The sequence below is a fragment of the Streptomyces sp. NRRL F-2664 genome (assembly GCF_000719345.1).
Taxonomy (GTDB): domain Bacteria; phylum Actinomycetota; class Actinomycetes; order Streptomycetales; family Streptomycetaceae; genus Streptomyces.
In genome coordinates, this window is record NZ_JOFX01000107.1 from 1 (window position 1) to 5,671 (window position 5,671).

5 protein-coding genes and 1 pseudogene are annotated in these 5,671 nt (G+C 69.5%); 4 read left to right on the plus strand and 2 right to left on the minus strand.

Translation table 11 applies throughout. The annotated features are described in order from the left end of the window. Positions 1–135: 135 nt before the first annotated feature. A pseudogene (locus IF89_RS38955) lies at positions 136–1,352 on the plus strand (IS110 family transposase). A 285-nt stretch (positions 1,353–1,637) separates the two neighbouring features. Here the strand turns inward: IF89_RS38955 and IF89_RS46535 are convergent. Next, entirely contained in the window at positions 1,638–1,922 is a 285-nt protein-coding gene (locus IF89_RS46535) for a hypothetical protein (protein ID WP_030776467.1), read from the minus strand. Between the two features lie 404 nt (positions 1,923–2,326). Then, positions 2,327–2,626, minus strand: a complete 300-nt coding sequence (locus IF89_RS47265; RefSeq protein WP_199820615.1) for a hypothetical protein — start codon at positions 2,624–2,626, stop codon at positions 2,327–2,329. A 1,069-nt stretch (positions 2,627–3,695) separates the two neighbouring features. Here IF89_RS47265 and IF89_RS47270 point away from each other — a divergent pair. From IF89_RS47270 to IF89_RS38965, 3 genes are all read left to right on the plus strand, one after another. Beyond that, the gene (locus IF89_RS47270; protein ID WP_030776473.1) at positions 3,696–3,923 is read left to right on the plus strand and encodes a hypothetical protein; all 228 of its coding nucleotides are present in this window, start codon (positions 3,696–3,698) and stop codon (positions 3,921–3,923) included. A gap of 137 nt (positions 3,924–4,060) precedes the next feature. Next, positions 4,061–4,507, plus strand: coding sequence for a restriction endonuclease (locus IF89_RS41280; protein WP_051808067.1), 447 nt, complete (start codon positions 4,061–4,063; stop codon positions 4,505–4,507). Positions 4,508–4,658: 151 nt separating this feature from the next. Next, positions 4,659–5,540: an IS481 family transposase gene (locus IF89_RS38965; RefSeq protein WP_420707001.1), complete on the plus strand. Its 882-nt coding sequence runs from the start codon at positions 4,659–4,661 to the stop codon at positions 5,538–5,540. The last annotated feature ends 131 nt before the right edge of the window (positions 5,541–5,671 follow it).

Genomic DNA, 5,671 nt, shown 5'->3' on the forward strand with positions numbered 1-5,671 from the left:
TGATGAGAGACCCGGCCACCGCCCGGTCCTGCGCAATGCCGGACAGTTCGCGGACGGCAGGCCTGCATAACGCGGACGCGCGAGCACGGTGCCACCGCCGAGGCCGGCACGGTCAACACCTGCGGAAGGGGTGCGATGCCAGACACCGAAGGCATAGGCGTCCTCCTCGGAATAGACGTCGGCAAGACCGCCCACCACGGCCACGGGCTCACCCCGGCCGGGAAAAAGGCCTTCGACAAGCCGACCAGGACGGTGCCGAACTCGGTCTTGAGGTTGTCGAAGACGGCCCGCAGCTTCGGTTCGCTGTGGGGCATCATCGTGGACCAGCCCCCCTCCATCGGCGCCCTGCCCCTGACCGTCGCCCGCGACGCCGGCTGCGAGGTCGCCTACCTCCCCGGACTCGCGACGCGGCGGATCGCCGACCCCTACCCGGGAGAGGCAAACACCGATGCGAAGGACGCCGCAGTGATCACGGACGCCGCCCGGACGATGCCCCACACCCTGCGCACCCCGGAACTGACCGACGAAATCACCGCCGAGCCCACGGTACTGACCGGCATCGACCAGGACCTCGCGGCCGAAGCCACCCGCACCAGCAACCGGATACGCCGCCCAACACCCAGTTCCACCCCAGCCTCGAGCGCGTGCTCGGGCCCCGGCTCGACCACCCCGCCGTCACCTGGCTCCTCGAGCACTACGGATCCCCGGCCGCCCTGCGCAAGGCCGGCCGACGCAGGCTCGTCGAACTCATCCGGCCCAAAGCCCCGCGCATGGCCGCCCGTCTGATCGACGACGTCTTCGACGCCCTCAACGAACACACCGTCGTGGTCCCCGGTTTCACCGGCACCCTCGACATCGTGATCCCGTCCCTGGCCGCCTCGCTCGCGGCGGCTCACGAACAGCGCCGGGCACTGGAAGCCCAGATCAGCACCCTTCTGGCGGCCCACCCTCTTCACCCGGTCCTGACTTCGATGCCCGGAGTCGGAGACAGGACCGCCGCCGTCCTGCCGGCCACCGTCGGCGACGCCACCGGATTCCCCAGTGCCAGCCACCCCGCCTCCTACGCCGGCCTCGCCCCCACCACGAGATCCTCAGGAACCTCGATCCACGGCGAACACGCACCCCGCGGCGGAAACCGGCAGCTCAAACGGGCGACGTTCCTCTCCGCCTTCGCCTGCATGAACGCCGACCCGGCTTCACGCACCTACTACGACCGGCAACGCGCACGCGGTAAAACCCACACCCAGGCCCTCCTCCGGCCCGCCCGCCAACCCATCAGCGTCCTGTCCGCCATGCTCCGAGACGGCACCTCCTACGAGTCCCGAACCCCCACCACCACCCTCGCAGCATGACCACCCCAAACAACCCCACACCCGGCACCACGTCCTTGACGAAGGACATAGAGACACCCCCCTTCGTCACCTCCTGCAAGTTCACCAAGCAGGCCCACGCCTTCGCCGCCCGCCATGGCCTGGTCCTCGTTGACGTAGACCTCCTCGGCTTCTGGAACAGGGGCAGCGCCCTCAACCTACGGCGGGCAAAGCTGCTCGACCTGGACATCAACCGGTCCGGCACAGATCGGAAGCTGTCCCCCGACAACCGAGCTCCTGACGCTCAGCAGCCTGCGTCGATGCCCTTCAGCCGTTCCCGAGCCCGCGGCACCGGCGCCGGGGGCGCGATGCCGGGACGGCGGGTGCCGGGCGGGTGTTCCATGCAGCGGTCACCTGCACGACCGCCGTGGGGGAGAGGCCAGCGGTGACCTGTCCGGAGGCCGGAACCCGGGCGTACGTCCCCGGCCCGTAGGCGGCCAGGGCCACCGCGAGCGAGGCCGCAGCCGTCTCGGCCGGCCCTGCGCCCCACCGGGGATCGTCCTCGACGGCGGCTGCCTGCCGGGGGAGTTCGCGGCGGGCAACGAGGAGCACGGCGAGGGCCTGGGCGTGGGCCGCGTCCAGGGTGACGGTCAGCAGAGCGGGGCCGAGCTGGTGCGACCCGATGCCCGATGAGGACGTACGCGGCGCCCCGCAGACACGACACCGAGGACCCGGCCGTGCTGCGCGCGCTGACCCGTAAGCGCTCCGCCGCACCTTACGAGCGGGCCCGTCTCGCCGCCGGGGCGCTGACCGCCCGCGTCCAGGCGCTGCGCCGCGCGGACCGCCTGAACTCCCGGCCCCGGCCGGGCACCGTCGCCGTGCCGACCACGCCGAGCCCGCGCCCGCGCCTGCGCACAAGCCGGGAACTGGAGCCGATGACGGACGTTGCCGCGGTGGAGCTGACCAGCCGGACGCTGAAGGCCGCCGCGGCCGAGATGGCCGAGACGGCCGCCCGGCTACAGGCCGGCGTCCGGGAACGAGATGCCGCCCGCCGCTCCCTCTCGAGTCCGCGGCGGCCCCGCCGCCGAGTGCCCACCAGCCTGTCCAGCCCGCGCCGGGCCGGACACCACCCACCGGGTGAGTCGCATGACCACCACGACGCCCGCGGATCCGAGGATCGAACCCGTCGCCGCCCGGCTGAAGGAGGCCGCCCAGAAGCGCGCCGAGGCGTACGCGCCGCCGACGGACTGGCAGCCGATCTGGAAGCGCCCTCGGAAGCCGAAGTCCATCAAGGCGAAGAAGGCGGAGCTGGCCAAGCAGCGCAAGCGCCTCAAGGCAGCCGGTGTCCGACGGTTTTACGGCGCCCAGGCGCGCCGGCCCCGGCCCCGGCCCCGGCAGAACCGCATCGGTAGCGCCGCCGCCCGCCGCGACGCCCGCGACCTGTCCCGATGCGGCACTCGAGCGCCTGGCTGTGGTGACGACACCGGGGGCATCGCCCACCGAGTGGACCGCCCGATACCGAGCGGGTGGAGCGGATCGCGTGGACTCCACTCTCAGGCGCACTGCGATGTCCCGCACCGCACCGGGGGCGCACCATCCGCACCCGGTGCGCCGCACCTGGACTCCGCCCAGCACGGCCGCCCCTTGTCCAGGGTCCGCTCCACCCCTTGACCAGGTTCTCCACTGGCACGTTTCTCCTAATTCAGTGCGTAAGCAGACGGCCCGGGACCATGCAACGCCCCGGGTAGCTGCTCGCACAGGACAGCGAATGCCTGGATCCTCCCTGGCCCTCAAGGCCTCCTCAAAGAGCGGCATCGCTGTCCGTTGCGGGGTCCGCGGTGATGACGCGGGCGCCGGGCTGATGCCTCCGTTTCCCCGGGCCCTTAAGGCCTCCGTCAAGAGCGGCGCAGCCCGGCGCCTCCGTGGTCACCGCGAAACTTGCGGGGTCCGGTCGGACGTTGACCGTCACGGCGCGAGCCCGCTCCAGGGTCGACCTCTTGTTCATCCGCGAGCCTGTGAGCTCTGCAGAAGATCGAGCCCCTGGAGTGCGCTGGTGTCGCGAACGGCTCCTGAGATGGCGGACCAACGAGTCCTTGGATTAGGGCGCCGCGTGACCCGCACGTGCTCGTGACCTGCGTAAAAGGACGGATCTGGGAGGACAGCTTGACCGTGTTCTGTGGCATCGACTGGGCGGAGCGTCACCACGACGTCGCCCTCGTCGACGAAGCCGGCACCCTGCTCGGTGCCGGTGGGGGTCCAGCCGCCCCCTCAGCGTCAGGCGAAACACCCCACAAGAACCCCGTGCCAGACCCCCGGCCCGCTGGGCAGCCAAATGGCACCGCGGGGGCGACAGCCTTTGACTCATGGCGCAGCGGAGCTGCGTTGATGGACGCGGCGATCTCGAACCTCTCCCCGTCCGAACGAAGCAACTTCATCCTCCGCTACTTCCACATCAGCAGTGGGGTTGAAGCCGTCATCCAGGACATGAGGGGCACACTGGCCGTCGAGGGTCGGACCTCTCTCGCTGCCATCCTGCAGCAGGTCGCGCACGGCCTCCTGCAGGTATCTCCTGCGGAGGGGGCCAGGGCAGCCAGCGCCCATGAAGGCGCCTAGGAACGGCTTAGCAGCACGCAAGGCGGAGGCCCTCGCTGTATGCGGGGGCCTCCCGTGCGACCAGGCGCCAAGCTTCCTAAATGCTCGGGAGATGGTGCCTCGGGCGGGGAGGCCTTCCGCCGGAAGCCACCTTGGGTGTGGCTGCCGTGGTCGGGGTCCTGGCGCGGTGCGGTCGTCGCGAGGCGGCGGCGGAGAAGGCGCGCCTCGCGGAGCAGGCACGGGTTCAAGCCCTGCGGGCGTTGGAATCCATCTGGGCCAAGAGGCCTTCGGAGTTCGAGGAGTACATCGCGAACCTCTGCCGCCGGGACGGCTGCGGTGAAGTGCTGCGCGTCGGTGCAGCAAACGACCTGGGCGTCGACGTGATCGGCCAGCTGCCGGATGGTCGGAAGCTCGTAAGTTCAACGGCACCGCCCGCAGCGAACACGGCGCAGATGTCCCGCTCTTCGTTCGCCTCATGCAAGTTCACCAAGCAGGCCCGAGCCTTCGCAGACCGCCACGGCCTAGGTGTATTGATCACGAGCGTTGTTGACACTGATCTGGTCTTGAACATGGCGAAGACCTCCGGTGTGGTGGGAGCTGTCTAGGAACTCACCGCGCGGAGGTCTTCGTGCCCCACCGTGGTGCCCGGCTGACCGTCTTCGGTAGGAGACTGCTGGTCGAACGTGTCTGCTCAGGCCGTTCCGTCGCCCATGTGGCTGCCGAGATGGGTATCTCCCGGCTACCGCCCACATTTGGATCCGCGGGTGGCGGGCGGAGGGCGACGCAGGGCTGCACGACCACTCCAGCAGGCCACATAGAACACCGCACCGCACCCCGGCCGCCCTGGAGGCACGTGTCTGTGACCTGCGCCAGGCCCGCAAACTCGGGCCGGCCCGCATCGGGTCCATCCTGGGCCTGCCCGCCTCGACCGTGCACATCCTGACCCGCCACGGCCTGCACCGCCTGGCCTGGCTCGACCGACCCACCGGCGAACCGATCCGCCGCTACGAGCGAGACCGGCCGGGCGAACTGGTCCACGTCGGCATCAAGAAACTCGGCAACATCCCCTACGGCGGCGGCTGGCGAACAGTCGGCCGCGCAGCCGGCGACCACAACCGGCAGGCCACCACCGACCAGCGCCGCAGCTGCAAGCCGGTGATCGGCTACAGCTACATCCACTCCGCCGTCGACGACCACTACCGCCCGGCCTACAGCGAAGCCTGCCCGACGAACGCCAGCACTCCGCCGCTGCCTTCTGGCAGCGAGCAAACACCTTTCCAGGCTCACGGCATCACCGTCGAACGCGTCCTGACCGACAACGGCTTCTGCTACAAATGCAGACTCTTCAGCCAGACGCTGACCGCGGTCGGCATTACCCACAAGAAGATCCGGCCCTACCGGCCCCAGACCAACGGCAAGGTCGAGCGCTTCAACCGCACCCTCCTCGACGAATGGGCCTACCTACGGCCCTACACCTCGAACAACGAGCGAACCGAAGCCCTGACAGACTTCCTCCACACCTACAACCACCACCGCTGCCACACAGCACTGGGCGGACACCCGCCCATCAGTCGCGTGAACAACGCTGCGGTCAATACTCCTAGTGATCTGGTTTTGAGGTCGTGGCTCGCCTCGTGAGTCGTGTTCTGTTTCAGCTCTTGGGCTTTGCCGGGACTGTAAAGAGAACGGTGTAACTCCGATCATGGAAGAGTGCACCTGTGACCAGCGAGAACATAGCCAAGCCGTCTCCGGTGGGGACTGTGCCGGCG

Coding starts and splice junctions, on each gene's coding strand:
- IF89_RS47270 (WP_030776473.1), top strand. CDS start 3,696: ATGGACGCGGCGATCTCGAACCTCTCCCCGTCCGAACGAAGCAACTTC.